22 protein-coding genes and 1 tRNA gene are annotated in these 25,142 nt (G+C 63.7%); 8 read left to right on the forward strand and 15 right to left on the reverse strand.

All coding sequences use genetic code 11. The features are described from left to right. Position 1: 1 nt before the first annotated feature. On the forward strand, positions 2 to 1,423 hold the full coding sequence (gene pyk / locus GTP69_RS06370) for a pyruvate kinase (protein WP_161054087.1): 1,422 nt from the start codon (positions 2 to 4) through the stop codon (positions 1,421 to 1,423). A 3-nt stretch (positions 1,424 to 1,426) separates the two neighbouring features. Here pyk and GTP69_RS06375 read toward each other — a convergent pair whose 3' ends face one another. Genes GTP69_RS06375 through GTP69_RS06385 form a run of 3 tightly spaced genes read right to left on the reverse strand, consistent with a single transcriptional unit; the run spans position 1,427 to position 5,291 of the window. Next, complete coding sequence (locus GTP69_RS06375) at positions 1,427 to 2,806, reverse strand: cytochrome c (protein ID WP_161054088.1); 1,380 nt, start codon at positions 2,804 to 2,806, stop codon at positions 1,427 to 1,429. 7 nt (positions 2,807 to 2,813) lie between these two features. Then, on the reverse strand, positions 2,814 to 4,592 hold the full coding sequence (locus GTP69_RS06380; RefSeq protein WP_161054089.1) for a GMC family oxidoreductase: 1,779 nt from the start codon (positions 4,590 to 4,592) through the stop codon (positions 2,814 to 2,816). A gap of 9 nt (positions 4,593 to 4,601) precedes the next feature. Then, the gene (locus GTP69_RS06385) at positions 4,602 to 5,291 is read right to left on the reverse strand and encodes a gluconate 2-dehydrogenase subunit 3 family protein (protein WP_161054090.1); all 690 of its coding nucleotides are present in this window, start codon (positions 5,289 to 5,291) and stop codon (positions 4,602 to 4,604) included. A gap of 190 nt (positions 5,292 to 5,481) precedes the next feature. Here GTP69_RS06385 and GTP69_RS06390 point away from each other — a divergent pair, with 190 nt between their 5' ends. Continuing rightward, on the forward strand, positions 5,482 to 6,246 hold the full coding sequence (locus tag GTP69_RS06390) for a FadR/GntR family transcriptional regulator (RefSeq protein ID WP_161054091.1): 765 nt from the start codon (positions 5,482 to 5,484) through the stop codon (positions 6,244 to 6,246). 7 nt (positions 6,247 to 6,253) lie between these two features. Here GTP69_RS06390 and GTP69_RS06395 read toward each other — a convergent pair whose 3' ends face one another. The 6 genes from GTP69_RS06395 to GTP69_RS06420 are packed head-to-tail and all read right to left on the reverse strand — an operon-like array spanning position 6,254 to position 13,008. Next, entirely contained in the window at positions 6,254 to 7,306 is a 1,053-nt protein-coding gene (locus GTP69_RS06395; RefSeq protein ID WP_161054149.1) for a DMT family transporter, read from the reverse strand. Then, entirely contained in the window at positions 7,306 to 8,040 is a 735-nt protein-coding gene (locus GTP69_RS06400) for a Fic family protein (protein WP_161054092.1), read from the reverse strand. Before GTP69_RS06400 ends, GTP69_RS06395 begins: the two co-directional genes overlap by 1 nt. 39 nt (positions 8,041 to 8,079) lie before the next feature. Then, complete coding sequence (locus tag GTP69_RS06405; RefSeq protein ID WP_161054093.1) at positions 8,080 to 8,436, reverse strand: winged helix-turn-helix domain-containing protein; 357 nt, start codon at positions 8,434 to 8,436, stop codon at positions 8,080 to 8,082. A gap of 46 nt (positions 8,437 to 8,482) precedes the next feature. After that, positions 8,483 to 9,073 carry a hypothetical protein gene (locus GTP69_RS06410; RefSeq protein WP_229260832.1) on the reverse strand — a complete coding sequence of 197 codons (591 nt, stop codon included), beginning with the start codon at positions 9,071 to 9,073 and terminating at the stop codon, positions 8,483 to 8,485. Positions 9,074 to 9,110: 37 nt separating this feature from the next. Beyond that, positions 9,111 to 10,556: a chemotaxis protein CheW gene (locus GTP69_RS06415; RefSeq protein WP_161054094.1), complete on the reverse strand. Its 1,446-nt coding sequence runs from the start codon at positions 10,554 to 10,556 to the stop codon at positions 9,111 to 9,113. Position 10,557: 1 nt separating this feature from the next. Then, positions 10,558 to 13,008, reverse strand: a complete 2,451-nt coding sequence (locus tag GTP69_RS06420; protein WP_161054095.1) for a methyl-accepting chemotaxis protein — start codon at positions 13,006 to 13,008, stop codon at positions 10,558 to 10,560. 252 nt (positions 13,009 to 13,260) lie between these two features. Here GTP69_RS06420 and GTP69_RS06425 point away from each other — a divergent pair. From GTP69_RS06425 to GTP69_RS06445, 5 genes are all read left to right on the forward strand, one after another. Beyond that, positions 13,261 to 13,337, forward strand: a tRNA-Pro gene (locus GTP69_RS06425). Positions 13,338 to 13,415: 78 nt separating this feature from the next. After that, entirely contained in the window at positions 13,416 to 14,024 is a 609-nt protein-coding gene (locus GTP69_RS06430; protein WP_161054096.1) for a class I SAM-dependent methyltransferase, read from the forward strand. A 17-nt stretch (positions 14,025 to 14,041) separates the two neighbouring features. Continuing rightward, complete coding sequence (locus GTP69_RS06435; RefSeq protein ID WP_161054097.1) at positions 14,042 to 15,133, forward strand: AraC family transcriptional regulator; 1,092 nt, start codon at positions 14,042 to 14,044, stop codon at positions 15,131 to 15,133. 136 nt (positions 15,134 to 15,269) lie between these two features. Continuing rightward, positions 15,270 to 16,697 carry a S41 family peptidase gene (locus GTP69_RS06440; RefSeq protein ID WP_161054098.1) on the forward strand — a complete coding sequence of 476 codons (1,428 nt, stop codon included), beginning with the start codon at positions 15,270 to 15,272 and terminating at the stop codon, positions 16,695 to 16,697. 117 nt (positions 16,698 to 16,814) lie between these two features. Next, positions 16,815 to 17,708, forward strand: coding sequence for a LysR family transcriptional regulator (locus GTP69_RS06445; protein ID WP_161054099.1), 894 nt, complete (start codon positions 16,815 to 16,817; stop codon positions 17,706 to 17,708). Here GTP69_RS06445 and paoC read toward each other — a convergent pair. The 6 genes from paoC to GTP69_RS06475 form a co-directional block, all read right to left on the reverse strand. Further along, positions 17,705 to 19,906: an aldehyde oxidoreductase molybdenum-binding subunit PaoC gene (paoC, locus tag GTP69_RS06450; RefSeq protein ID WP_161054100.1), complete on the reverse strand. Its 2,202-nt coding sequence runs from the start codon at positions 19,904 to 19,906 to the stop codon at positions 17,705 to 17,707. The two genes, GTP69_RS06445 and paoC, sit on opposite strands and share 4 nt — an antisense overlap. 4 nt (positions 19,907 to 19,910) lie before the next feature. After that, complete coding sequence (locus GTP69_RS06455; protein WP_161054101.1) at positions 19,911 to 20,870, reverse strand: FAD binding domain-containing protein; 960 nt, start codon at positions 20,868 to 20,870, stop codon at positions 19,911 to 19,913. Then, entirely contained in the window at positions 20,867 to 21,511 is a 645-nt protein-coding gene (gene paoA, locus GTP69_RS06460; protein WP_161054102.1) for an aldehyde dehydrogenase iron-sulfur subunit PaoA, read from the reverse strand. Before paoA ends, GTP69_RS06455 begins: the two co-directional genes overlap by 4 nt. 106 nt (positions 21,512 to 21,617) lie before the next feature. Next, a complete protein-coding gene (locus GTP69_RS06465) occupies positions 21,618 to 22,667 on the reverse strand; it encodes an NAD(P)-dependent alcohol dehydrogenase (protein WP_161054103.1) in 1,050 nt (349 codons plus the stop codon). Between the two features lie 156 nt (positions 22,668 to 22,823). Then, positions 22,824 to 23,252 carry a (R)-mandelonitrile lyase gene (locus tag GTP69_RS06470; protein WP_161054104.1) on the reverse strand — a complete coding sequence of 143 codons (429 nt, stop codon included), beginning with the start codon at positions 23,250 to 23,252 and terminating at the stop codon, positions 22,824 to 22,826. Between the two features lie 30 nt (positions 23,253 to 23,282). Continuing rightward, positions 23,283 to 24,047 (reverse strand): SDR family oxidoreductase, encoded by a 765-nt coding sequence (locus tag GTP69_RS06475; protein ID WP_161054105.1) that lies wholly within the window; start codon positions 24,045 to 24,047, stop codon positions 23,283 to 23,285. Between the two features lie 114 nt (positions 24,048 to 24,161). On the opposite strand from GTP69_RS06475, the gene GTP69_RS06480 reads away from it, so the two are divergent. Further along, positions 24,162 to 25,055, forward strand: coding sequence for a LysR family transcriptional regulator (locus tag GTP69_RS06480; RefSeq protein WP_161054106.1), 894 nt, complete (start codon positions 24,162 to 24,164; stop codon positions 25,053 to 25,055). The last annotated feature ends 87 nt before the right edge of the window (positions 25,056 to 25,142 follow it).

Genomic DNA, 25,142 nt, shown 5'->3' on the forward strand with positions numbered 1-25,142 from the left:
TATGCACCGCCACCGCAACGCCAAAATCGTCGCAACGCTCGGTCCGGCCAGCAGCGACCGCGCCACCATCGAAGCGCTGTTCAACGCCGGCGCCGACGTGTTTCGCCTGAACTTCAGCCACGGCATTCACGCCGACCACAAACAGCGGCTGGATATCATCCGCGCCATCGAACGCGATAGCGGCCGCCCGATCGGCGTGCTGCTCGACCTGCAAGGCCCCAAGCTACGCCTGGGCGCCTTCACCGATGGCCCGGTCACGCTGCGCGCCGGCGACGCCTTCCGCCTCGACATGGACCACGAACTGCTGGGCGACCAGCGCCGCGCTCCGCTGCCGCACGTGGAAATCTACGCCGCGCTGGAAGTCGGCGCCGAACTGCTGATCGACGATGGGCGCGTGCGGCTGCGCGTGGAATCCTTCGGCCCCGAACATGCAGAAACGCGGGTGGTCATCGGCGGCCGCGTGTCGGACCGCAAAGGCGTCAATGTGCCGGGCGTGGTGCTGCCGCTGTCCGCCATGACCGACAAGGACCATGCAGACCTCGACTACGGCCTGAATCTGGGCGTGGACTGGGTGGCGCTGTCGTTCGTACAGCGGCCGGAGGACATTGAAGAGATCAAGCGCATCGTCGCTGGCCGCGCCGGCGTGGTGGCCAAGCTGGAAAAGCCGGCCGCCATCCACAGCCTGGAAGCCATCGTCGCCGCCAGTGATGCGGTGATGGTGGCGCGCGGCGACTTGGGCGTGGAAATGCCGCCGGAGCAGGTGCCTGCTATCCAGAAGCGCATCGTGCGCGCCTGCCGCAAGGCCGGCAAACCGGTCATCGTCGCCACGCAGATGCTGGAATCGATGGTCAGCGCGCCGGTGCCAACGCGCGCCGAAGCCTCCGACGTCGCCACCGCCATCTACGACGGCGCCGATGCGGTGATGCTGTCGGCCGAATCGGCGTCCGGCCAGTATCCGCTGGACGCGGTGCGCATCATGGACTCCATCATCGCGCAAACCGAGGCCGATCCACACTACCGCGACACGGTGGCCGCCGGCGTCAGCGACGGCGGTGGCACACTGGCCTCGGATGGTATCGGCGTGGCCGTGCGCAGCGTGGCATCAGCGCTGAAGGTGGCGGCGGTGGTGGCCTACACCAGCTCCGGCTATTCCGCGCTGCGCATGGCGCGCGAACGGCCCTACGCCCCCATCGTCGGAATGACGCCACGGATCGCCATCGCCCGCCGCCTGGCGCTGGCCTGGGGCGTCTACCCGGTGCTCTGCCACGACGTGGTGGACGTGATGGAGATGAGCGAATGGGCCGGCCGCACCGCGCAGCGCGAAGGTATCGCCCATGCCGGCGACAGCATCGTCATCTCCGCCGGCATCCCCTTCGGCACGCCGGGCGCCACCAACCTGCTGCGCATCATGCAGATCGCATAAGCGCTACTTCGTATCGCGCTTGTCGATCGGGCCAGCCTCCACGATCGGCCGTGGCAGCGTGCCACTGCGGCCAGCGGCAAAGGCAGCAGCGGTCAGCGGCTGAACCGGCACCGCTGTCTTGCGCACCTTGGCCACCTGCTTGGCCGTGGTGGTGCCGCCCTTGTTGCCCCAGCTGGTCTGGATGAAGTTCACCACCTCGGCAACCTGCTCATCATTCAACTCCTTGGCATATGGCGCCATGGTCAACGCCGACGGCGCCGTATGCGTGGCCGGCACCGCGCCACCGGACAGGATGATGTTGATGGCCGACGTGGCATCGGCAGTCTGCAACACCGCATTGCCCGCCAGCGCCGGGAAGGCTTTGCCATAGCCCATGCCATCAGAGCGGTGGCAACCCGCGCACTTGTTCAGGTAAGTCAGTGCGCCAGCGGTAGCCGGCTTGCCGTTGTACAGCGCCTGCGCCACCGATGGATCGCTGACAAACGGCTTGGCGTCATTCCGCGCCGGCAGCGACTTCAGGTAACCGGCGATGCTGGTCAGATCCGCCTCGGTCAGATACTGCGTCGAATGCGCCACCACATCGTTCATCGCGCCGAACGATGCGGTGTGACCATTGCGGCCGGTCTTCAGGAACGCGACGATGTCTGCCTGGCTCCATGCCGCCAGACCGCCGCCATGCTCGTTGCGCAGCGACGGCACTGCCCAGCCATCGATGACGGCGCCGCCCGCCAGATACTCGGTGCTATCCAGACTGGTCAACGCCTTCTCCTGCATGCCGATGCCGCGCGCCGTGTGGCATGCACCGCAATGGCCCAATCCTTCGACCAGATACGCGCCGCGCAACAGCTGCGCGTTAACCACCGTGCTGGCCGGCGCCTGATACGGCGCCGGCTTCGGCGCAAACATCCAGCGCCAGATCGTCAGCGGGAAGCGCATCGATAGCGGCCAGGCGATATCCGACTTGCGGTTCGGCGTCGGGTCGGCCTGCACGCCTTGCATGAAGTAGGCATACAAGGCTTTCATATCGGCGTCGCTCAGGCGCGAATACGATGGATATGGCATGGCCGGATACACCGTGTAGCCGGCTTTGGTCACACCAGTGCGCATCAGCTTGTCGAAGTCGGCGAAACTCCAGTCGCCGATCCCGGCCTTTTTGTCGGGCGTGATGTTGGACGAATAGACCTTGCCGATTGGCGTCGCCATGCCCAGCCCACCGGCGAATGGCTTGCCGCCGGTCACACTGTGGCAGGCGAAGCAATCCCCGGCGCGCGCCAGATATTCGCCCTGCTTGATCAACTGCTGATCGGCGGCCCAGCTGCTTGCGCCAGCCAGCGCCAGCACCACGGCAGCGATGCCCTTGCTTATGGAAATATGTTTAGTCATGGATGGCTCACGCGGCAACAAGTGGACGGGGATCTTTCAGGTACTGCTCACGGATCGCCTTGGCGGACCAGTAAGTCAGCGCTGCCGCCAGGCCGGTCGGGTTGTAGCCGATACCAACCGGGAACACGCTCGATCCCACCGCAAACACGTTGTGCACATCCCAGCTTTGCAGATAGCGATTCAGCACGCTGGTTTTGGGGTCAGTGCCCATCGCCGTGCCGCCCGCCCAGTGCGTGGTCTGGTAGTTGCGCAGGTCCAGATGATCGCCAAAGTTTTTCACCGACACGTGGATCGATTTCGGATTCATCGCCTTGGCCACGGCCAGCATCTTGTCGGTCACATAGCGGCTCATCTTGATATCGTTGTCCTTCCAGTCGAAAGTAAAACGCAGCAGCTTCTGGCCAAACTGGTCGGTGTAGGTCGGGTCGAGATCGACATAACAGTCGCGGTAGACCATGTTGGCGCCGTGGACGTCGAACGACACCGTATTGGCGTAGTTGTCCTTGACCGCCTTCTTCCAGCCCGCGCCCCAGGCCGGCGTGCCGTTCGGCACCGGGATGCCGGCGATCGGCTTGACGCCGGCCGGATTACACCAGGCCGGCGAACCGCCGACGAAGCCCAGCGGACCGTGGTCAAAGTTGTCGCCGTTGTAGTCATCCACCGCCACGCCGTTGCCGCCGGAGCCGATAAAGGGATTGGTGTTCTTGTCGGGATCGAAGAACATCTGCACGGTCGACATGGTCTGGTAGGCGATGTTGCGGCCCACCACACCCTCGCCGCTGACCGGGTCATACGGCTTGCCGACGCCGGACACCAGGAACAAATGCGCGTTGTTGTAAGCGAAGGTACTGGCGATCACCAGGTCGGCCGGTTGCTCGACGGTCTTGCCGTCCGCATTGACGTAGGTGACGCCGGTGGCTTTCTTGCCGCTGCCATCCAGATTAATCCGCAGCACATTGCAGTTGGGACGCAACTCAAAATTGCTCACCTGGCGCAGCGCCGGCATGATGTTGACCTGCGGCGAGGCCTTGGAGTAGTTGTAGCACGCAAAGCCGGAGCAATAGCCACAGAAATTACACGGCCCCATCTGGCAGCCATACGGATTGGTGTACGGGCCGGACGCGTTCGACGACGGTGCCACGAATGGATGCAGGCCGACTTCCGCCGCCGCCTTCTGGAACAGGTGCGCGGTGTACGGCACTTTTTGTGGCGGCAGCGCGTAATGGTCCGAGCGGCTCGGCTCGAAGAAATTGCCGGCGCCGACTACCTCGCCCTTGACCTTGTAGGCCACGCCCGAGGTGCCAAACACCTTCTCGACGAAATCGAAGTGCGGCTCCAGCTCTTCATAGCTGACGCCGAAGTCCTGGATCGTCATGCCTTCCGGGATGAATTTCTTGCCGTAGCGTTTTTCGTAGTGCGATTTCAGTTGCAGCTCTTCCGGCAGCACGCGCCAGTGCTGGCCCGACCAGTGCAGACCCGCGCCGCCAACGCCGGTACCCGGCTTGAAAGCGCCGATCTGGCGATACGGCACGGCCACGCCGCTCACCGCATGGCGGAAGGTGAAAGAGCTCTTCGACATATCCTGGAACAGCTTGGAGCGCTGGATATAGGTCAGCTCGTCCAGCGTCTTCGGATACGCGCCGTCCGGATACGTGTCGCGGTACTCGCCACGCTCCAGCGCCAGCACTTCCATCCCCGCTTCGGTCAATTCCTTGGCCATGATGGCGCCGGTCCAGCCGAAGCCGACGATGACCACTTCGACTTTTTTGAGTGTGATATCTGCCATTGTGATTCCTTAAGCGATCGAGGCTGGCGGCAGCGGATAGTGCTTGCCGTACTGCTCAACCCAATCCATGTAGTCGCCGCGCGCACCGGGGAAATTGATCATCTTCCAGGCCGCCATGTCCTTGTTGCCGCCGTGGACCGGGTCACTGAAATAGCCTTCGCGCGTGTTTTGCAGCAGCTGGCCGAAGAAGGTCGCCGGCGGCACCTCGCCGATGGCCAGCGTGCCCTTCTCCAGTTCGCCGATGATGGCGTCCTGCTGGGCCACGTCCAGCGCGCTGAACAGCTTGCCCAGCTTGTGCTGGGTGGCCTGGTTCAGACCAGCCAGCGCGCTGCGGTACATATCGCGCGGCGCCATATGGAACTGGTAACCGAACTCCGGGCTGGACGGCACAAACGGCGCCTGCATGAACCACAGCTTGCCGTAGGCATAAGGCGTGTTCATTTGCAGATCGATGAATTCATGGACGCCGGCTTCCAGCGCGCTGGGGCCGTCGGCGTTGGCCGGAATCAAGCGCTCGACCAGCGCTTTCAGGGTGGTCCATTCCGACTCGTTGAAATAGCTCGGACGATACGCCTCCGCCGGTCCCACGCTGGCGGCCACGCCCACGCCTGCGCCGGCCAGCAATGCCACCGCCGGCGCCGCCGAAACCGCCTTGCGCAGGAAGTTGCGCCGATGGGGAGAGATGCCAATGACTTTCATGATTAGCCTTTCAGATTGTATTAAATCTGTTCTAAGTTGTTCTTAATGAGGCAGAATGATACTCGTATTTCAGATTTTTTGTACATTACTGAATTAATGAATAGCAAAGGCATTCTCCTCAAATGCGTGCTTTCTGACTGTGCGGTCGCTACAATAGCGGCGCTGTTGCCCCACCGTTTAGTGACATTTCATGGATAAAACGCAGTCCTCCTCCTCACCTGAAGCGGCGTTTGCCGCCGGCACCCTGGGCCAACGGGTGGCGGCCGCGTTGCTGAAGAAAATCCAGGCCGACGGTCTGGCGGTGGGCACGCGGCTGCCGTCGGAACAGGCCATGGCCACCCATTTCCAGGTCAGCCGCAACATCGTGCGCGCAGCCATCGCCCTGCTGAAACAGGAAGGCATACTCGACACCCGCAAAGGCAGCGGCGCGTTTGTCAGCCGACTGCCAGCGCCAGTGGCCGACGCGCTGACGGCCGCCTCCATCGAATCGCTGCTGAATGTGATCGAAGTACGGCAAGGACTGGAGGGAGAAACCGCAGCACTGGCGGCATTGCGCCGCACGCCGGCCCAATTGCTGGAACTGGAACGCGCGCTGCAGCGGATTGAAACCGCGGTGGCCAACGGCCAGGACGGCGTAGCAGAAGATTTTCACTTCCACCTGCTGATCGCCCAGGCGACCGGCAATAGCGCTTGGTCCAGGCTGGTGGAAATGTTTGCCACGCCGATCCGCTCGGCAGTGCAGGTCACCCGCGCCAACGAAGCGCGACGCGCCGAGCTGGCGGCGCAGGTATTGCAGGAACATCGCCAGATCCTGGCGGCGATCACGGACGGCTCACCGGAAAACGCGCGCGCCGCCGCCATCGAACACATGCAGCAAGCCGCCAACCGCGTGCGCCAGGCCGATCGCGAATTCTGGCAAGGCGACGGCGGCGCGCTGGCGCGGCAGATCGTCTAGCCTGCCCTTAGTGCTCGTGGCGGTGATGGATATCCGGATAATGCGCGTGACTATGCCGTAACGGCGCATGCTGGTGCGGATGTGCATGCGGCTCGGCGCCATCCCATTCAAAATCATGGCTATGCTGATGGTGCTCGTCGTGGCGGTGCAGATGCGCGTGCGCCATCGGCAAATGCTCATGCTCATGCGCGTGCGACTCGGTCAGGTGCAGCCAGATGCCGCCGCCCATCAGCGCAGCGGCAATCCAGAACAGCGCATCCGGCGCATCGCCCAGCATCAGCAACGACAATGCCGCACCGGCAAACGGCGCCATCGAAAAGTAGGCGCCGGTGCGCGCCGTGCCCAGGTGACGCAGCGCCAGTACATACAGCACCAGGCTCAAACCGTAGCCGGCGAATCCCACCACGCCGGTCAGCAGGACAGTAGACGATGCCGGTAACTGGCTACCCATCGCCAGGCCGATCGCCAGATTCAGCGAACCGGCCACCAGCCCCTTGATGCAGGCGATCTGCAAAGGATCGCTGGCCGACACCTTGCGCGTCAGGTTGTTATCGATGCCCCAGCACAGGCAAGCGCCGACCACCGCGACCATGCCCCACAGCCCGCCCTGCGATGCCGCGTGATCCCACGACAGCAGCACGCCGGCGGCGACGATCAGCAGCATGCCGATAAAAATGCGGCGGTCGAAATTCTCCTTGAAGACAAACCAGGCCAGCATCGCCGTCAGCACGCCTTCCATGTTGAGCAGCAGCGAGGCGGACGACGCCGAGACGCTTTCCAATCCCAGCATCAGCAGCACCGGTCCCGCCACGCCGCCCGCCAGCACGGCGCCGGCATACCATGGCAAATCGCTGCGGCTCAGTGTCGCAGGCCGGTCCTGCGCATGACGCTGCAACGCCGCGCGCGCCACATAGCACACCAATAGCCCGACGCCGCTGCCCAGATACAGCACCCCAGCCAGCGCAAATGGCGACATCTGCCCCACCAGCAGTTTGGCGAAAGGCGTGCTGGCGCCAAACAACAAGGCCGCCAGCATGGCGTAGATCACTCCTGTGTGCATCATGGTTCCAATCTCAGTGCGTGCCAATACTGCGCAAACGCCTCGCGCAGGCAGTCGGCGACAAGGTCTGCGAACGGCGCCAGATCGCCGTCGACATGCGCGGCATCCAGCGCTTCGTAATATGCCAGTCGACGCTGCACCGGCAGCACAAGCGCCGGATAGCCGGCCTTCAGCAGTTCTAGATTCAGCAATAGCCGCGCGGTGCGGCCGTTGCCATCGGTGAAAGGATGAATTTTAACGAAATCCGCATGCAACTGCACAGCGCGTAGTACCGGATGCAACTGCGCTTCCGTGTACCAGTCCAGCAAAGCATGCATTTGCTCAGGCACTTGCAGCGCATCCGGCGGCACATGGCGCGCGCCGGCGATGACGACGTTGGTGCGGCGATACAAGCCGGCGTTGGCGTTGTCGATTTCCTTGAGCACCAACCGGTGCAGGTTGCGAATCTGCCACTCGCTGAGCGGCTCTTCGTTGTGCACCGCGTCTTCCATGTAGCAGATGGCGTCGCGGTGATTGATGGCTTCGAAATGTTCGCGCAGCAGTTTGCCGCCGATGGTGATCCCTTCCAGCACCACCTTGGTTTCGAGCAGCGTCAGCGTATTGCCTTCGATCGCATTGGAGTGGTACGTCCAGTTCACCACCAGCGCCTCGCGCAGGTTGCGCGCGACCTCGGGCGGCAGCGGCCGCAAATCGTCGAGCCGCCGCTTCCACTGATCGATGTCGTTCAGATTCATACAGCCCAACTATTCTGAAATAAGTGCCTTGGTTGAACGCTAATTCTGCTTGGCCGCTTGCAGCAGGCACTTCGACAATTTATCAAAGTGCAGCAAGGCGGCCTGGGTCAGTTCGATCTGCTTGCGGCGGGTGTCTTCGGTATCGCTCAGCATGATCCAGCCCTTCTCGCGCATCGACGTCAGGCGGCTGTGCAGCGTGGCTGGCGCACCCAGCTCCTTCTTGCCCATCATATCGCGCACGGACAGGCGCTCCTCGTCCTGCATGGCGCGCGCCACGATGGCCAGGATGCGCTCCTCCAGCGGATCGAGCGCCGGCAGCGAGGGCAATCCGCGCAAGGCTTCCGTCAACTGCAGGAAGCGCAAATAGATATCGGCCGGACGTTTGGGGCTGGACATGGCGGGGAGGAAAACAGGTTATTGTTATAAATTCTAGCACACGTGCTTAGCGCACGGTTGCTGCGCCAGGTATCTGCGACAACAGCCACTTGGCGGTGTACAGCACGATCATCGTACCCATCAGGTCGCCAATGAACATCACAAACAAGCCAGGCAGCAAGTTGCTGTCGCCATGCAGGGCGAACCACAGGTGATGCAGCAGCGGGCTGGCGATCGAGCAGCCCAGCGCGCACCACAGCAATCGGCGCGGCGTCAGATTGGTCAGCGAGGAGCGCCAGCCGAATTGATGGCGGGCGGCCAAATACACCAGATACGGTCCTATGGCGCCGGCGATGGCGCCGGTGGTCGAGCGCAATGCGTCGCCGGGAAAGTAGTACCAGAAGCAGGCGATCCAGCCCGCGATCACCAATCCTACCGCGCCAGCCCAGCCGAACAGCAAGGTGCACAGCAAGCGCGTGCCGGCCGGGATGTAGATCCAGCCGATGCCCTGCATGAACTCGGTGTTGCGAAACAGCAGTTCGTTGGCCGACATGACGGCGCCGTGCAACAGCACGGTGCCGGCGATCATGCCGAGATTGAGTTGTAGGGAAGTGCCGGGCTGCTTCATGGAGCGGTAACGAATGCGGAGACGTAGCATGTTACCTAAATTCCGTCATGCAAGCGACCTCCATGCATCAGGCCCGGCGCTGCAACAGCGTGGCGGCGTCGGCGATGCGGTAGGTGCTGCTGCCGCTTTCCTCATTCAGGATCAACAGCTCGACCGCTTCGCCGCCGCGCTGCATGCGCGTCAGCTCGGCGCCGCCCGGCGTGATCATGGACACCACCTGATCCACCGCCAACGCCACCGGCGCCGCGTCCGTGCGCACCACCACCAGCGCCACCTTGCCGCGCCGCCTGGTCGTAGCAGTGGCCGTAGCCATCGCCGACGCTGTGGCGGTCGCCATGCCCCCTGCCGTTTTGCTTGCGCTTCCCCTGCGCAAATCGCGTACTGCGATGGTGGCGCCGCGCCAATTCACCGTCACGTCCGCGCCACCCGGCAACGGCATGCACTCCTCCTGCTCCACGTGCAAAACCTCCTCACAGGCATCGATCGGCAACGCCAGCTTGCCGCCCGCATCCATCACCACATAAGTCTGCTCATTGCGACGCGCGATGCTGCCGGATGCCGCCGGCGTCGCCAGGTTCAGCGCAGCTTCGGGATGCATGGCGAACAGCACCTCCGTATCGACCAGCCGCAACGGCGTGCCATCGTCGCCGGTCACAGTCAGACACGGCAGACGTCCCGGCGTATCGCTGCGAACGCCTTGCAGGCCACCCGACAACTGACGCACCTCGCGCACCGACTGGATCGGCAAGCCCAGCGCATGTTCGCCACGCCGCAATACCGCCAGCAACGGCGCCGGCGACGCAGCGCCACTTCCCAGCAAGCGCGCCAGCGGCAGCACGGCCAGATGGCCACCACGCCACTGGCAAAGCGCCACGCCGCTACCGCCGGGGAACGCCTCATGTTCCGGCATCGCCGTGACTTCGGCCACATCATCGGCCCGCAGTGCCAGACATTCACCGCCCGCCTCCACCAGCGCCCAGGTGTGCGCATCATCGACAGCGCAGTCCTGCTCCGCCGCCACCGGGGAAGTATTGACATCGGCGGCCGCGCACCAGCTATACGCCAAATCGAACAACTGATCGACCTCCAGCAAGGCCAACAACTCGCCGCTGTCAGGCAGCACGGCAGCACTGTGGAACAGCTGCTGCGGATCATCGTCATGGCACAGGCGCATGACCGCGCTGGCCGGCAACGCCGCCATCGGCTCCAGCACATCGACCTGCAAAGCCGCCATGCGCTCACCAGCGCGCAGCAACACCACACGCGGCCGTCCGCCCAAACCACCAGCATCAGCGCCAGCCAGCGCCACCCAGCAAGCCAGATCGATCACCGGCACCGGCAAACCATCCACCGCCAGCATGCCGAGCAAAGCGCCCTGACGGCGTGGCAGCGGCGTGTACTGCTCCGGCGCGGAAAGCGCGCGCACCACGCTATCGGCTGGAATGCCAACGCGCGCCGCGCCTATCTGCACCACCACATGCGGCGCCAGCGCGCCATCGGCGTGGGTAGCCATATCAGGCCTTGGCCGTCATGCGTTCGAGATCCTGCAACAGCCCGGCCACGTCGCTGGTGGCGGCGGCCTGCGCGGCAGTCGACTCGTGAATGCTGGCGATCGATTCCCGCGTGGTCGCCACCGACTTGACGATGCGCGCAAACGCCGCCTCCACCTCGCCCGACAAGCGCGTGCCCTCGTCCACCCGGCTCACGGTCTGGTTGATCAACTTGGAAATCTCGCGCGCCGCACCGGCCGACTTCTCCGCCAGCTTGCGCACCTCATTGGCCACCACCGAAAAGCCCTTACCATGCTCACCCGCGCGCGCCGCCTCAATCGCCGCGTTGAACGCCAGCAGATGCGTCTGCGCGGCGATGTCGCCGATGGCGTCGACAATCTCGTGTACTTCGCCGGACGAGGTCTGAATCGCCTGATTCGCAGCACGCGCCGAATCGACCAGTTGGCCGCCCTCATGCGCCTCGCTCTGCGTCTGACCGGCCAGACCGCTGGAACGCTCGGAACCGCGCGCGATCTCGTTGATGGAATTGGTCAGCCCCGCCAGAAGTTGCGCAATCGCCTGTACCTTCTGCGTGATGGCCTGTTCGCGCAGCACCTGATCGGTGATGTCCATGGCGAACTTGACCACCTTGTACGGCTTGCCGTTGAAGTCCAGAATAGGATTGTAGGTCGCCAGAATCCACACCTCCGCGCCATGGCGCGCGCGGCGGCGGAAGCGGCCCGACTGGTACAGCCCCTGCGCCAGATTGGCCCAGAAGTGACGGTACTCGCTGCTCTGCACCAGCTCCGGTTCGCAGAACATGCTGTGATGCTGGCCCAGCACATCATCAACCGTGTAGCCCAGCGTGCGCAGGAAATTCTCGTTGGCGGAAATCACTTCGCCGCGCAGGTCGAACTCGATCACCGCCTGCGAGCGGCCGATGGCGTCCAGCTTGCTCTTGATGTCGGCATGCAGACGCTTCTGCTCGGTCACATCGGTGGCGAACTTGACCACCTTGTACGGCTTGCCGTCGGCGTCGAAGATCGGATTGTACGAGGCCAAGATCCAGATATCCTTGCCCTGCTTGGTGCGGCGCAGGAATTCGCCGGCATGGAACTCGCCACGGCCCAGCCGGTCCCAGAACGTCATGTACTCCGGCGAATGGGCAAACTCCGCATCGCAGAACATGCGGTGGTGCTGGCCTTTGATTTCATCCAGCCCATAGCCGATCACGGCCAGGAAGTTTTCATTGGCGGTCAGCACCCGGCCTTGCAAGTCGAACTCGATCACCGCCTGCACCCGGTCCACCGCCGCATTGCGGCCGGCGGAATCGGCGGCGCGGGTCTTGGCCTCGGTGATATCGGTGGCGAACTTGACCACCTTGACCGGCTGGCCTTCGTCATCGAAGATCGGGTTGTACGAAGCCTGCACCCAGATCACGCGGCCGTCGCGCGTCAGGCGCTTGAACTCGCCAGCGTGATAACCGCCGCTGGCCAGATGGCGCCAGAAACCGTGGTACTCGGTCGACTGGCTGAACGCCGGCTCGCACAGCATCGCGTGGCTGCAACCCAGCAGCTCATCGGCGGCATAGCCGAAGGCATCGAGGAAGTTTTGGTTGGCGTGCAGCACGCGGCCGTCCAGATCGAACTCCACCACTGCCTGCACGCGGTTCAGCGCCGCCACCTTGCCTTCAAACTCCAGGTTGGCGTGGATGATGGTGGTGATGTCCGACGCGTATTCGACAATCTTGACCGGCAAGCCATCCGGTCCCAGCACGGCACTGTAGGAACCGCTGATCCAGATGCGGCGGCCATCCTTGGTAACGCGGCGGAATTTGCCGACCTGGAAGCCACCGGCGGCCAGTTGCTGCCAGAACTCCGCGTACTCGGGCGACTGCGCATCGTCGCGGTCGCAGAACAGCCGGTGCGGCTTGCCCAGCACCTCCTCCGGCGCGTAGCCAAAGATGGTGGTGAAATTGTCGTTCACCGACAGCACCGCACCGCTGGTGCTGAATTCGGTCACCGCATGCACGCGATGGATCGCCGCCATCTTGCCGTCGTGGTCGGCAGCGCGGGTCTTGCGCACCGTGATATCACGCGCCAGCTGCACCACCTTGACCACCTTGCCGTCGTCACCGAACACCGGGTTGTACGAACCTTGCAGCCACACTTGGCCGCCACTGCTGGTGAGGCGCTTGTATTCGCCGGCATCCGACTCGCCCAACGCCAGTTTGCGCCACAGGTCGCCATAGGCTTCCGAGGCGATGAACTGCTGGCAGCAGAAGATGCGATGGTCGCGGCCGCTGATCTGATCGCGCGTATAGCCCATCAGGTCGAGGAAGTTCTGGTTGGCGTCCAGCACGCGGCCGTCGGGATCGTACTCGACCACGCCCTGAGTGCGGTTGATGGCGTCGAACACGGTGACAGCGCGCTGCATGGCAAGCGCGGGCGCCACGGCGGTGGAAAGATCGGTCATGTTGGTTTCCTGGTCTGAGCCCCGGTAGCGGCGCGCATCGAGAGGCGCAGCGACGGATGGTGAACCGGAGCGAGGGCGCGTAGTGGCGCTCGACTAGGCCGGAGGACGGGCACTGGGACCAGCGGCGGAGAGGGTTTTACTGTAGCACTAGGATTGCCGAGCGGCAAGAAAAATCTGGCGGTTTTACACCGCTTGAGTCTGCGCGCCACAGTTGATAGGAAAAGGGAAATCTGGTGTAATTAACATCACAGTCGGGGCGTAGCTTAGTCCGGTAAAGCGCTACGTTCGGGACGTAGAGACCGGAGGTTCGAATCCTCTCGCCCCGACCACAACCAGGCAAAACCAGCGCTGCCGCCCAACGTTATGGCACAGCCCAGCCAGCACATACCTGCAAAAGACAGTCATTCATGGAAGACGCATCTAAAGGGTGGGAGGCACTTGCCGAGGAGTTCGCCACAGCCCGCTCCACCATTGGTAGCCAGGTCGTACGCCAATGGACGCAGGGTCTGCGGCCACACAGCGAGGTCGTGGATATTGGCTGCGGTTCGGGCCTGCCCATTTCTCAAATACTGGTGAACGCCGGCTTCAACGTCTTCGGAATTGATGCATCGCCCACCCTGTTATCGATGTTCCGCCACCGGTTTCCCGCAGCGCCTGCTGCTTGCGAGACGGTGCAGACGACCACTTTTTTCGGCCAACAGTTTGACGGTGCCATTGCCATCGGACTCCTCTTTCTGCTGTCAGAAGATGACCAGCGGACGATGATCGACAAGGTTGGACAAGCGCTGCGGCCGGGTGGCCGCTTCCTGTTCAGCGCCCCACGTGTCCAATGCGCCTGGCGGGACCTTCAGACTGGCCAGCCGTCCTTGTCGCTGGGCGAGGCGGAATACCAGCTGCAGTTGCGACGTGCTGGTATGCTTCTCAAAAATATTTATGTCGACGAGGGCGGCAACCACTACTTTGACGCGGTAGTCGACGCGTCCAATGCAATTCCCACCAGCTCACGATTGCCCTGATGATACGCTTCGGTCCAATGAGCATTGTCCTGCTATGTGGCGTCTTGTACGGCGTCATGCGTGCTGCCATGCTGATATTTACGCCGGCGAACCACCTCGCCAATCGCCTGCTGGCGGCGCTCATCGCCGTGTTGGCTTTATATACCGCGCCGTACATCATTGGTTTCGCCGGCTACTACGATGCCTATCCGTGGCTGTCATTCGCCCCATACAATCTTAGCCTGGCGGTCGGTCCGCTGGTGTATTTATACTGCAGCGCAATGGCCGGCGTCCCCCTAACAGGCCAGCGCCGCCGGCCTCTCCATTTGCTGCCGGCACTGTTACAGCTGCTGTACTACAGCTACCTGTTCGTCCAGCCGCTTGCCTTCAAAAACAACTGGGACACAGACGTGCATCGGCCCTACGTGGAGCCGGTTGAAACGCTGGGGCTGATGGCTTCATTAGTGGCCTATTCGATACTGGCCTGGCGGCAGTATCGTCAATCCGACGCCATGCCCAAAGAGTGGGCACGTAACATGCTGGTCGCCGTGGGGCTGACGGTGACGTTCTGGCTCGCCCTGACGGCGGCCGAATGGGCGTGGTCGGGCCTCAGCTATTTCCAGCGCTTCCCGTTTTACCTATGGCTGGCAATACTCATCTCTTACCTCGGCACCGAGGGGTATCGGCACGGCGCGGTTGCTTTTCCTGTCCCGGCGCCGGCCGCGATTGTTCCCGCCACGCCAGTCCCGACCGCCACTGAAACCGGCAACCTGGCTGAATTGGGTGCGCGCTGGCGCGCCACCATCACCGCCGAACGCTGGTGGCGTGATCCCGAGCTGACGCTGGCGACCCTGGCGCGCCGCCTGGGCACCAACACCACCACCCTGTCACGCGCGCTCAACGACGGCCTGGGCATCAGCTTCACCGAGCTCATCAACCGCATGCGGGTGGAGGCGGTAATCGTCGCGCTAAGCCAGCACCAAGACCAACCGGTACTCGACCTCGCGATGGCGGAAGGCTTCAATTCCAAAGCGAGCTTTAACCGCGCATTTAAACTCTACACGGGCAGCACGCCGACCGAATACCGCCGCCAAGGCTCGCTGGAGACGCAGGTCTCAACTTCCGGGTAGTCTCAGATCCCATATTTCATCGACCGCAGGCGATTTTGCGACGCGTCGGACGTAGCGCATGGCTAGAGTAGGACACTCTGTTCACTTCACAAAGTCACCTATGTCCACTCCGTATTTCCAAAGTTTGCTCGGCTTGATGCTGCTGCTGATAAGCCTGTGCGCCAGCGCCGCCGATACGCTGTCTGCCGACCAGGCCAGGCGCGACGCGACCATCCTCGCCACCACCTTGCGGGCGCTGCATCCGGCACTGGACAAATACCGCAGCCAGGCCGAGGTCGACGCATCGTTTGCGCGCTTCCAGACGCGTGCCGGCGCCGCGCGCAACGCCGCCGCCATGTATCTGGCGGCGACCGAACTGGCGGCCTCGGTGCGCTGCGGCCATACCTGGACCAACGTCCTCAACCAGCAAGGCGCCATTCAACAGCGTCTGCAGGAAGCGGCGGACAAGTTACCGCTGACCATGCGCCTGGTCGACGGTCGCTGGCTGGTTATCGGCAGCGCCGTCGCGGGCATTGCTGCCGGCGACGAGCTGTTGACCGTTGATGGCCACAGCAGCGCCGATGTGGTAGCGCTGATGTGGCCCTATCTGCGTGCCGATGGCAGCAGCGACGGCAAGCGTTTGCGCCAGCTAAGCCACGACCGGCCCGATTACAGCATGATGGATATCGTCTGGCCGCTGCTGTCGCCGCCGGTGGACGGCGTCTACCGGCTGACGGTCAGGACCGGCGCTGGCGCAACGCGCGCCATCGACGCCGCTGCCACCACGCTGCGCGCGCGTGCCGCAGCTCTGCAGGCACAGGGCATCCAGCCGCCGGATGAAAAGTGGCAATTGCGGATTGACGGCGACCTCGGCGTCATGACGCTGCCGACCTTTGCGCTGTATCGCAGCACCTTCGACTGGCGCCAGTTTTTTGCCGACAGCTTCGCCGAACTGCGACAGCGGCAAGTCAGCCGGCTGGTCATCGACATCCGCAACAACGAGGGCGGAGACGGCAGCATCGGCCTGGAACTGTTGACCTGGCTGGTCAAGTCGCCGATCACCGACGTCTCGGACCAGTCGGTGACGATGTACGAGCGCGTGCCGTACCAGCTAGCGCGTTATCTGGATACCTGGGACTTCGGCTTTTTCGACCGCACCGGGCAGGTCGATCAAATTACCGAGGGACCGCAGGCCGGCCGATGGCGTGTTCGTGCCAAGTCTCAACAAGCGCACACGGTCACGCCCCGCCCCAACCGCTACACCGGCAAGGTCTGGCTGTTGATCGGACCGGAAAACAGTTCGGCGACATTTTCGCTGGCGCAACTTGCCAAGCGCTCTGGCGCCGCGACACTGGTCGGCCAGCCGACCGGCGGCAACCTGCGTGGCCTGAACGGCGGACAACTGGCCTGGGTCACGCTTCCCAACTCCGGCGTCGCGGTCGACATTCCGCTACTGGCCGCCAGTTATAGCGCCGATACGCCGGACGCCGGCATCACGCCCGATATCCTGGTACAGCGGAGTTTTGCGCGCCAGGCAGCGGGCCGGGATGAAGAAATGGATGCCGTGCGCCAACGTGCCAGGTAGTCTCGCTTGCATGGTCGGCGCCGCGCGCCAAGGTTTCCCCCGGCGCGCAGCCGGTATGAGAAAATGCGCCATGGAAAAACCACACAGCCTGGCGGCGGCACAGGGAAAGTAAACGCTATGGCCCGCGACAACATCAACGATATTCTGGTCTTCCTGGCCGTCGCCAGGGAACGCAGCTTCACGCGTGCCGCCGCCAAGATGGGCATGACGCAATCGGCCCTGAGCCACATCATCCGCTCGCTGGAAAGCCGCATGGGCGTGCGCCTGCTGACCCGCACCACCCGCAGCGTGTCGCCCACCGAAGCCGGCGAACGCCTGCTGCTGAATGTCGCGCCACGACTGGAGGAAATCGAGGCCGAGATTGCGGCCATCAGCGATCTCGGCGACAAGCCGGCCGGCACCGTCCGCATCACCGCCATCGATCACACGGTCGACACGGTGCTATGGCCGCGCATCGCGCCGCTGCTGCACGAATATCCCGACCTGCATGTCGAGTTCAGTTCCGACTACCGGCTGGTGGATATCGCCGCTGAACGCTACGACATCGGCGTGCGCCACGGCGACCAGGTCGACAAGGACATGATCGCCGTGCGTCTGACCGAGGATATGCCGATGATGATCGTCGGCTCGCCCGCCTATTTCGCCACGCGCGCCAAACCGACGTCGCTGCAAGAACTGCTGCGCCATAACTGCATCGCCTTGCGCTTCTCCGGTAGTGGCGGCGTGTATGCGTGGGAGTTGCTGGACCAGGGACGGCCCATCGAGGCGCGCGTGCGCGGGCAAACGCTGTTCACCAGCATTTACCCGATGTGCGATGCCGCGCTTGCCGGCTGCGGGCTGGCGTTTTTATCCGAGACCATGGTGGGAGAGCATGTGCGCGCAGGCCGGCTGGTGAGTGTGATGCCGGACTGGTGTCCGACCTTCCCCGGCCTGCACGCGTACTACCCGAGCCGGCGCAACACGTCGCGCGCGCTGGCCCTGGTAGTGGATGCGATTCGCCTGAAGACTTAAGCGACCGCCGGCAGCTTGTCCAACATCTTGTCCAGCGTGATCGGATAGTCGCGCACGCGCACGCCGGTGGCGTTGTAAACCGCATTCGCCACAGCGGCGCCAACGCCGCACAAGCCCAGCTCGCCCACGCCCTTGGCCTTCATCGGCGACGACATTGGATCGGTCTCGTCCAGGAAAATCACGTCCTGATGCGGGATGTCGGCATGCACCGGCACCTCGTAGCCGGCCAGGTCGTGGTTGACGAAGTAGCCCAGTTTCTTATCCACCGCGAGTTCCTCCATCAACGCCCCGCCAACGCCCATGGTCATGGCGCCGATCACTTGGCTGCGCGCGGTCTTCGGATTGAGGATGCGGCCCGCCGCGCACACGGCCAGCATGCGCCGCACCCGCACCTCGCCGGTGGCGACGTCCACGCCCACTTCGACAAAGTGCGCGCCGAAGGTGGATTGCTGGTAGCGTTTATCCAGGTCGCCGTACTCCATCGTATCCTCGGCCGTGATGACGCCGTTGGCCGCGACCTGCAACAGGTCGACCGGCTTGCCGCCAGCACGCACGGCGCTGTCGGTAAACTCGGCGGCGGCAGCATCCAGGCCGGCCGCGCGCGCGATCTGTTCACGCAGCTTGACGCAGGCCGCATACACGCCGGCGGTGGAACTGTTGGCGCCCCACTGCCCACCGGAACCCGACGACGCTGGATAAGCCGAATCCCCCAGCCGCACCGTGATGCGCTCCAGCGGCAAGCCCAGCATCTCAGCCGCAGTCTGCGCGATGATGGTGTAGCTGCCGGTGCCGATATCGGTCATGTCGGTTTCCACCGTGACCGTGCCATCGCGCTCCAGCCGCACGCGGGCGCCGGATTTCATGACGATGTTGTTGCGGAAGGCCACCGCCACGCCCATGCCGACCAGCCAGCGGCCATCGCGCGTCTTGCCCGGCTCGACCTGGCGGTGCTGCCAGCCGAAACGTTCAGCGCCCTGGCGCAAACACTGCACCAGCCGGCGTTGCGAAAACTTGCGTTCGCGGTGTTCCGGATCGACCGTGGTGTCGTTGATGATGCGGAACGTGACCGGATCGATCTTCAGCTTTTCCGCCATTTCATCCATGGCTACTTCCAGCGCCATCAGGCCGGGCGCCTCGCCGGGTGCGCGCATCGCGTTACCTTCCGGCAGATCGAGCGTGGCCAGCCGCATGCGCGTCAGCCGGTTCGGCGCCGCATACATCAGGCGGGTCTGGCTGACCGCCGTTTCCGGCGACCCGCCAGGCAAATTGCCGGACCAGCTTTCGTGGGCGATGGCCGAGATCCGCCCTTCGCGCGTGGCGCCGATGCGGATGCGCTGTACCGTCGCCGGACGATGCGTGGTGTTATTGATCGTCAAGGCGCGCTGCAAGGTGACCTTGACCGGACGTCCGGCGGCTTTCGCGCCCAGCGCCGCCATTACCGCCTCGGCGCGCAGGAACAGCTTGCCGCCGAAGCCGCCGCCGATGTACGGCGAAATCAGCCGCACCTTGTCGGCCGGGATACCCAGCGTCTTGGCCAGGTCGGCCTTGCCCCAGTTAATCATCTGGTTCGAGGTCCACAGGGTCAGCTGGTCGCCATTCCAGGCGGCGATGGACGCATGCGGCTCCATCATGGCGTGCGACTGGTCGGGCGTGGTGTAGCTGGCGTCCAGCTTGACCGGCGCGCTGGCATAGCCGCCTTCGAAGTCGCCGACGCGGTCTTCCGGCTTGGCTTCCGACTTGGGCGGCACGGCGCTAGCCATGGCGTCGCGCAGATCGAAGGCGCCCGGTTGCCTGGCGTAGTCCACCTTGACCAGCGCGGCGGCGGCGCGCGCCTGCTCGAAGGTCTCGGCCACCACCACGGCAATCGCCTGGTGATAATGCTGGACCTCCGGGCCGCCCAGCAGCATCGCCGTATTGAAGTTGCCCTTTCCTATCGGTCCAGCATTTTCGTAGGTGACCACGGCCAGCACGCCCGCCGCGCGGCGCGCAGCGGTGGTGTCGATGGCGTTGATGCGGCCCTTGGCGATGGCGGCGCCGACCACATAGCCATAGGCGGCGTGCGGTGCGGCTTGATTCTGTTCATAGGCATAAGTCGCCGAGCCGGTGGTTTTCAGGCGTCCGTCAATACGGTCGACCGGCTGCCCAACAACTTTCAACTGGTCGATGGGATTGGTGGTGGCTGGTGTCGTAAATTTCATATGCTCATGCCTTTCCATTGCTGCGTGCTTCAGCCAGGATGGCGTCCAGCGTGCGTTCGACCAGCGTCACCTTGAACGCGTTTTCGTCGGTGGTGCGGGCGCCGGCCAGCAGCACCTCGGCGACGGCCTTGCCGCCACGTGGCAGCGCCTGCTCCGCCGCCGGCACGCGCCATGGGCGCGGGGCCACGCCGCCAACAGCGACGCGGCCACTGCCGTCCGGGTGGACGATGGCCGCCACCGAAACCAGCGCAAACGCATACGAAGCACGGTCACGCACCTTGCGGTAATAGTGCTTGCCACCCTGCGGCTTGGGCAGCGTCACGGCGGTGATCAGTTCGCCCGCCTGCAAGGTGTTCTCCAGATGCGGCGTCGCGCCCGGCAGGCGGTAGAAATCGGCAATCGGGATCACGCGCGTGGCGCCATCGGCGCGCACGGTTTCAATGCTGGCGTCCAGCAGTTGCATGGCGACCGCCATGTCGCTCGGGTGGGTGGCGATGCAGGCATCGCTGGCGCCGATAATCGCATGGCTGCGCGTAAAGCCACCGATGGCCGAACAGCCGCTGCCCGGCACGCGCTTGTTGCAGGCTTGATTGGTGTCGTAGAAATACGGGCAGCGCGTGCGCTGCAACAGATTGCCCGCCGTGGTGGCCTTGTTCCGCAATTGCATCGAAGCGCCGGCCAGCAGCGCGCGCGACAGCACGCCGTAGTCGCGGCGCACGCGCTGGTCGGCCGCCAGGTCGGTGTTGCGCACCAGTGCGCCGATACGCAGGCCGCCTTCCGGCGTGGCGTCGATCTGGTTCAAGCCCAGGCCGTTGACGTCGATCAGATGCGTCGGCGTCTCGATCTCCAGCTTCATCAGGTCCAGCAGATTGGTGCCGCCGGCGATGAACCGCGCGCCGTCCTTGGTGGCGGCAGCGGCGGCTTCGGCTACCGTGGCGGCGCGTTGGTAGGTGAAGGCTCTCATGCTTTGCTCCCAGCAACCTCGGTGATGGCATCGATGATGTTGGAATACGCGCCACATCGGCAGATGTTGCCGCTCATACGTTCGCGCAGTTCGGTCGCCGACAGCAGCGGCTGCGCCGTGAGGTCGTCGCTGACGTGGCTCGGTATGCCGCGCTTGATCTCGTCCAGCGCCGCCACCGCCGAGCAGATCTGCCCCGGCGTACAGTAGCCGCACTGGAAGCCGTCGTGCTTGATGAAGGCGGCTTGCATCGGATGCAGTTTGTCCGGCGTGCCCAATCCCTCAATGGTGGTCACGGTCGCGCCTTCATGCATTACCGCCAGGCTCAGGCAGGAGTTGATGCGGCGGCCGTCCACCAGCACGGTACAGGCGCCGCATTGGCCCTGGTCGCAGCCCTTCTTGGTGCCGGTCAGGTGCAGATTTTCGCGCAACGCATCCAGCAAGGTGGTGCGGGTATCCAGTTCCAGCGTATGCAGCTGGCCGTTGATGGTCAGTTGCACCTTGGCCGTGACCGGTGCCGGCGTTTGCGCCGTCGCCGGGGACAATGCCTGGGCCAGCGGCGGAATGGCCGTGGCGGTAGCGGTCAGCGCGCCGCTGATCAGCAGCCCGCGCCGGGTTTGATTGATGTGGGTAGAGTCTTGCATGGAGATGCGCCCTTTCGATTAGCTGGGTGGAGGCGGGGCGCCACAGCGACTATTCGACGTTGGCGCGCCCAAACATGGCGGCAAGCGCCAGCGTCGCGGAGAGGGATCAGGCCGCCATGGTGGCGTTGTCGATCACGAAGCGATACTTGATGTCGCCCTTGAGCATGCGCTCGTAGGCGGCGTTGATTTCGTCGGCGCGTATCAGTTCGATGTCAGCGACGATGCCGTGTTCGGCGCAGAAGTCCAGCATTTCCTGGGTTTCCGGAATGCCGCCGATCATCGAACCGGCAATCGCGCGGCGCTTCATGATCAGGTTGAAGACATTCGGCGACGGGTGCGAGGTGGCCGGCGCGCCGACCAGCGTCATGGTGCCATCGCGTTTCAGCAGTACCAGGAAGGCGTCCAGGTCGTGCGGCGCGGCCACGGTGTTGAGGATGAAGTCGAAGCTCTTGGTATGGGCCGCCATCTCGTCAGCATTGCGCGACACAACCACTTCGTCCGCACCGAGCGCCTTGGCGTCGGCACGCTTGGATTCGGAGGTGGTGAACGCCACCACGTGCGCACCCATGGCGTGCGCCAGCTTGATGCCCATGTGGCCCAAACCGCCGATGCCGACCACGCCCACTTTGCTGCCCGGACCAACCTTCCAGTGGCGCAGCGGCGAGTAGGTGGTAATGCCGGCGCACAGCAGCGGCGCCACGGCGGCCAGATCCTGCTCGGGATGGCGGATGCGCAGCACGTAGCGCTCATGCACCACGATCTGCTGGGCGTAACCACCCATCGTCCAGCCCGGCTCGTCTGCGGTCGGCGCATTGTAGGTGCCGACCATGTTGTCGCAATAGTTTTCCAGGCCCTCTTCGCAATCCGCGCAATGCTGGCAGCTGTCGACCATGCAACCGACACCGACCAGGTCGCCCACCTTGTGACTAGTCACGTGGTCGCCGATGGCGGCGACGCGGCCGACGATCTCATGTCCCGGCACGCAAGGGAACAACGTGCCGGCCCATTCGGCGCGCACGGTATGCAGGTCCGAGTGGCAGATGCCGCAGAAGGCGATGTCGATCTGGACGTCGTGGGCGCCGGGTTCGCGGCGGGTGATGTCCATGGAAACCAGGGGTTGGTCGCTGGCGTGGGCGCCATATGCTTTGACTGTCATGTGATGCATCCTTTCGTTGATTCGCAAATACTGATGCGTGCATCATAACGACAAAAATGGCGCAAAAACGGGGCGAATTTTGCATGGGCTTATAAGCTCAGCTCATGAATAGACCGCATCGCCCATGAAACAGGTTTATTAATTCGTTCCGGCCAATCAACCGTGCGGATGGGCGTGCCATTCCGACACCGGGCTCAGATAGTCTTCGTCGCTGACCTTGTCCAGCCACACCACCGCCACGCCATCCAGCGCTTCCTGGACCGCGATATGGGTCATCGCCGTGGTTGCGGTGGCGCCATGCCAGTGCTTGTGGCCGGGCGGGCACCAGATCACGTCGCCGGCGCGGATTTCGACCTTGGCTTCGCCTTCGCATTGCGTCCAGCCGCAGCCGGAAGTGACGATCAGGGTCTGGCCCAGTGGATGGGTATGCCAGGCTGAGCGCGCGCCCGGCTCAAAGGTCACCTGCCCGCACGAGGTGCGCGCCGGTGCGGGCGGCGTGCTTAACATTTCGATGCGAACCTGACCGGTGAAATAAGCCTCCGGGCCTTTGGATGATGGCATGCTGCCTACACGTTTGAGTTCCATGGTTTGTCCTTTCGATTGTTGAATTGCTGCTTAACGCATGATGAAGCCGCCATCGACCGAGATCGATTGGCCGGTGACAAAGCTGGCGCCGTCGCTGCACAGGAACAGGACCACATCGGCGACTTCCTCGGCGCGGCCGTAGCGGCCCATCGGCACCGCTTTCAGCATGCCTTCCAGCGCGTCGCCTTGGCCGCCGGCAATCATCTGGTCCGCCATCGGCGTCTGGATCAGGCCGGGGCACACGGCATTGACGCGGATGCCGCGCGCCGCATATTCCAGCGCCGCGCTTTTGGTCAGTCCGATCACGCCATGCTTGGCGGCGTGATAGACGCCCCGCTCCGCTCCGCCGACCAGTCCGCCCAGCGACGAGCAGTTGACGATGGCGCCGCTGCCCTGCTTGCGCATCTGCTGCAATTCAAACTTCATGCAGCTCCACACGCCGCCCAGATTGATGGACATGACGCGGTCGTAGTCGTCGCGTGTCGCATCGGCCGTCTCGGCCAACACGTTCTGCACGCCGGCGTTGTTGTATGCGAAGTCGAGCTTGCCAAAAGTGGCAACCGTCTGCGCGATCATCGCTTCGACTTGCGCATCGTCGGCCACGTCGCAGCGGATCGCCAGCGTCTTGCCGCCCAGCGCCGCGACTTCTGCGGTTGCCGCAGCCAGCGCGCCCTCATGCCAGTCCGACAGCACCACCGTCGCCCCGGCTTGCGCAAATGCTTTCGCAGCGGCGAGTCCGAGGCCGGACGCCGCGCCGGTCACCAATGCAACCTGCTGATCAAAAGAGAATTTCATGTATGCCACCTGTTAGAAAATAGAAGAAGAACCACTCAGGCCTGCAATGTACCGAAGCCTGATTCATGCGAATAGGTGGTAATCTTCACTAACTGACATGCAGCGGATTCATATATGGCACGTATCGACCTCAACAATCTAGCCGCTTTCGTGGTGGTGGCGCGGGAACGCAGCTTCACGCGCGCGGCGGCGCAACTGGGCCTGACGCAATCGTCGTTGAGCCACACCATCCGTGGGCTGGAGGCCAAACTCGGCATGCGCCTGTTGACGCGCACCACGCGCGGCGTGTCGCCCACCGAGGTCGGCGAACGCCTGCTGGCCAACATCGGTCCGTACTATGAAGGCATTAACGCCGAACTGGACGCGCTGAGCGAGATGAGCGACAAGCCGGCCGGCACCATCCGCATCAGTGCGCATGATCACGCGTCCAGCACCATACTGTGGCCGAAATTATCGCAACTCCTGCCCGAGTATCCGGGCCTGAAGGTCGAGATTTCGATCAGCTACGGCCTGATCGACATCGTCGCGGAGCGTTGTGACGCCGGCGTGCGCCACGGCGACCGGGTGGCGAAAGACATGATCGCGGTACGCATCGGCCCGGATTTCCGTTTGGTCGTGGTCGGCGCTCCGGCATATTTTGCCGGGCGCGAAAAGCCGGCGCTGCCGCAAGACCTCACCACCCATAACTGCGCGAACCTGCGCCTGCCGACCCACGGCGGCCTGTACGCCTGGGAATTTGAAAAAGACGGCCAGGCCATCCAGGTACAGGTGCAAGGCCAGATGATCTTCAACAGCACGCCGCAGATGCTGACGGCCGCGCTGGACGGCTACGGACTGGCCTATGTGCCTGAGGATCTGGTTCAGCGCGACATCGCCGAAGGTAGGCTGATACAGGTGCTGGACGACTGGTGCCAACCGTTTCCCGGCTATCATCTGTACTATCCAAGCCGCCGGCAATCGTCGCCGGCGTTCAACCTGGTGGTCGATACACTGCGCTATCGGGGTTAATATCGCGAGCCATTTATGCATGCCATACATATGGGCATGCAATTTTACGGCCTAGATACGCAGGCGGATTACTAATACAGTTCGGCT

Origin of the sequence: Duganella levis (assembly GCF_009857605.1) — a bacterium.
GTDB lineage: Bacteria > Pseudomonadota > Gammaproteobacteria > Burkholderiales > Burkholderiaceae_D > Rugamonas > Rugamonas levis.

Coding starts and splice junctions, on each gene's coding strand:
- GTP69_RS06455 (WP_161054101.1), bottom strand. CDS start 20,870: ATGAGAGCCTTCACCTACCAACGCGCCGCCACGGTAGCCGAAGCCGCC.
- GTP69_RS06415 (WP_161054094.1), bottom strand. CDS start 10,556: ATGGCTACCCACGCCGATGGCGCGCTGGCGCCGCATGTGGTGGTGCAG.
- GTP69_RS06410 (WP_229260832.1), bottom strand. CDS start 9,073: ATGCTACGTCTCCGCATTCGTTACCGCTCCATGAAGCAGCCCGGCACT.
- GTP69_RS06405 (WP_161054093.1), bottom strand. CDS start 8,436: ATGTCCAGCCCCAAACGTCCGGCCGATATCTATTTGCGCTTCCTGCAG.
- paoC (WP_161054100.1), bottom strand. CDS start 19,906: ATGAAATTTACGACACCAGCCACCACCAATCCCATCGACCAGTTGAAA.
- GTP69_RS06395 (WP_161054149.1), bottom strand. CDS start 7,306: ATGCACACAGGAGTGATCTACGCCATGCTGGCGGCCTTGTTGTTTGGC.
- GTP69_RS06440 (WP_161054098.1), top strand. CDS start 15,270: ATGCTGCTGCTGATAAGCCTGTGCGCCAGCGCCGCCGATACGCTGTCT.
- GTP69_RS06480 (WP_161054106.1), top strand. CDS start 24,162: ATGGCACGTATCGACCTCAACAATCTAGCCGCTTTCGTGGTGGTGGCG.
- GTP69_RS06430 (WP_161054096.1), top strand. CDS start 13,416: ATGGAAGACGCATCTAAAGGGTGGGAGGCACTTGCCGAGGAGTTCGCC.
- pyk (WP_161054087.1), top strand. CDS start 2: ATGCACCGCCACCGCAACGCCAAAATCGTCGCAACGCTCGGTCCGGCC.
- GTP69_RS06435 (WP_161054097.1), top strand. CDS start 14,042: ATGAGCATTGTCCTGCTATGTGGCGTCTTGTACGGCGTCATGCGTGCT.
- GTP69_RS06380 (WP_161054089.1), bottom strand. CDS start 4,592: ATGGCAGATATCACACTCAAAAAAGTCGAAGTGGTCATCGTCGGCTTC.
- GTP69_RS06470 (WP_161054104.1), bottom strand. CDS start 23,252: ATGGAACTCAAACGTGTAGGCAGCATGCCATCATCCAAAGGCCCGGAG.
- GTP69_RS06385 (WP_161054090.1), bottom strand. CDS start 5,291: ATGAAAGTCATTGGCATCTCTCCCCATCGGCGCAACTTCCTGCGCAAG.
- GTP69_RS06400 (WP_161054092.1), bottom strand. CDS start 8,040: ATGAATCTGAACGACATCGATCAGTGGAAGCGGCGGCTCGACGATTTG.
- GTP69_RS06375 (WP_161054088.1), bottom strand. CDS start 2,806: ATGACTAAACATATTTCCATAAGCAAGGGCATCGCTGCCGTGGTGCTG.
- GTP69_RS06390 (WP_161054091.1), top strand. CDS start 5,482: ATGGATAAAACGCAGTCCTCCTCCTCACCTGAAGCGGCGTTTGCCGCC.
- GTP69_RS06475 (WP_161054105.1), bottom strand. CDS start 24,047: ATGAAATTCTCTTTTGATCAGCAGGTTGCATTGGTGACCGGCGCGGCG.
- GTP69_RS06465 (WP_161054103.1), bottom strand. CDS start 22,667: ATGACAGTCAAAGCATATGGCGCCCACGCCAGCGACCAACCCCTGGTT.
- GTP69_RS06445 (WP_161054099.1), top strand. CDS start 16,815: ATGGCCCGCGACAACATCAACGATATTCTGGTCTTCCTGGCCGTCGCC.
- GTP69_RS06420 (WP_161054095.1), bottom strand. CDS start 13,008: ATGACCGATCTTTCCACCGCCGTGGCGCCCGCGCTTGCCATGCAGCGC.
- paoA (WP_161054102.1), bottom strand. CDS start 21,511: ATGCAAGACTCTACCCACATCAATCAAACCCGGCGCGGGCTGCTGATC.